The following is a 1,589-nucleotide window of genomic DNA, read 5'->3' as shown; positions in this document are numbered from 1 at the left end:
CCTGATGCTTTTCAAGTTTGATCCATAGATCTAGAGTGGTTCTTGCGATCTTAAAAATGATACAAGTTTTAGATTTATTCTGGCATTCTTTGTAGTAGTTCAGAGCTTTGTGGCGAAGATCATTGGAATATGGCTTAGGCATAACAGTAGCTAGTAGGTTTTTTGTAGTGTAGCAAACTTTATATTTTTAGCTATATAGGAAATACATTTTAATTATATTTGCTATGAGTTGCATTCTATCTATTATTTTGCACTTGATTAATCATAAAAAAGTAGATATAGAAAGTATATTAATCGTTGTATTGGGTTATGTTGCATTTATTATTTTAATAAATAAAGGAGCTATACCTCCAGCCATTCCAGCTATAGATCATGAAAGTAATATGTTTTTTATTTATTTAAGAATATTTGTGATGATTTCATACCTGTGGGTTTTTATTACTATGCTTTATGAGTTTGCTATTCTTCAATCATAAAAATATGCACATGTGAACTCACTATACGATAGTCAATTTAAACGTGTAGTTGGCATAAAAATTTCAACATTATCAGAAATATTTCAGGTGTTTGAAGCGAGTTAAAGTTAGCATGAGCGAGGGCGCTTATCTAAGTTTGAAATTTAAGATCAACTACTCATGATATTAGGTTGTGTTGATATTTTTAGGTTGTAATTTAGCCATAAATAAATATGAATTAATTTTCACCTAGTGATGCCCATATGGTGGTAGCTAAATGTAAATACAAGCCAAGAAAACTGCACTCTCATAATTGCGTTTGAGCTTATCAAAGCGATTCGAAATTCCTCTAAATTGCTTCAATAGATAAAAACAGATTTTTAACTAAGTGATTGATTTTATATAGGTGGTAGTTTTTTGATTGAGGGTCAAATTTTTTGTCTATCCGCCATCTGATCTATTCACTTTAAGTTTAATAATTATATCCTTATCTACACATACAATTTTTTTGTTTAAGCCTAATTTGGCAATTAAATCAGGCGTAGCCTTAGCATCATGATTTGTTTCATCTGAAATAATAATTTCGATTAGATTACCCTGTTAGCATCAATAGCCGAGAGAATTTTAGAACTATATTACTCCCAAGATGTTTAGAAATAGTTTGATGTTTAGTTTAGTTGTTGTCGAATGTTGATGTGTGAGGGCATGACTCTTGTCAATAAAAACTCATTTTTTATTAAATATTTATAATTAATTCAATGGCTTGTATTTTTTTATTTTTGAACATCATTTGAATTGTTTCAAATATTGATTTGGAGTTACCAAGTTCTGTAAGTAAATCTGTCTTTCCAAATGCATCATGTCCGCATTCGATAAAGAATCTCTTGAATAAGAGTTCTCAAATTTTGTTTGAGATAGATTCTAAAAAAACGATTAGCTTAGACCAGTGTTGATCTTTCAGCATTATACGAGGTATAGCGAATAGTAAAATTGTGTTTATCAATTCGATTTTACTAATTCGCTATTTTTTGAAAATAAGTTGTTAACAGATCCTTATCAAAAGTATGTGAGTGTTGATGGTTTTAATATAGGTGATTGATTTAAATAGTATATTTAATTGGTTATTTAAATAAT

1 protein-coding gene and 1 pseudogene are annotated in these 1,589 nt (G+C 29.0%); both read right to left on the bottom strand.

What is annotated here, in order from left to right; translation table 11 throughout:
- Positions 1-142: IS630 transposase-related protein (locus I2F62_RS13000; protein ID WP_324627406.1), on the bottom strand; the 142-nt coding region annotated here is incomplete at its 3' end.
- Positions 143-728: 586 nt separating this feature from the next.
- A pseudogene (locus I2F62_RS13255) lies at positions 729-1,431 on the bottom strand (IS5/IS1182 family transposase).
- Positions 1,432-1,589 lie beyond the last annotated feature (158 nt).

Origin of the sequence: Acinetobacter sp. MD2(2019) (genome assembly GCF_035615615.1) — a bacterium.
Lineage (GTDB): Bacteria > Pseudomonadota > Gammaproteobacteria > Pseudomonadales > Moraxellaceae > Acinetobacter.
The sequence above is the reverse complement of the archived record's forward strand: the minus strand, read 5'-3'. Positions and strand labels throughout refer to the sequence as shown.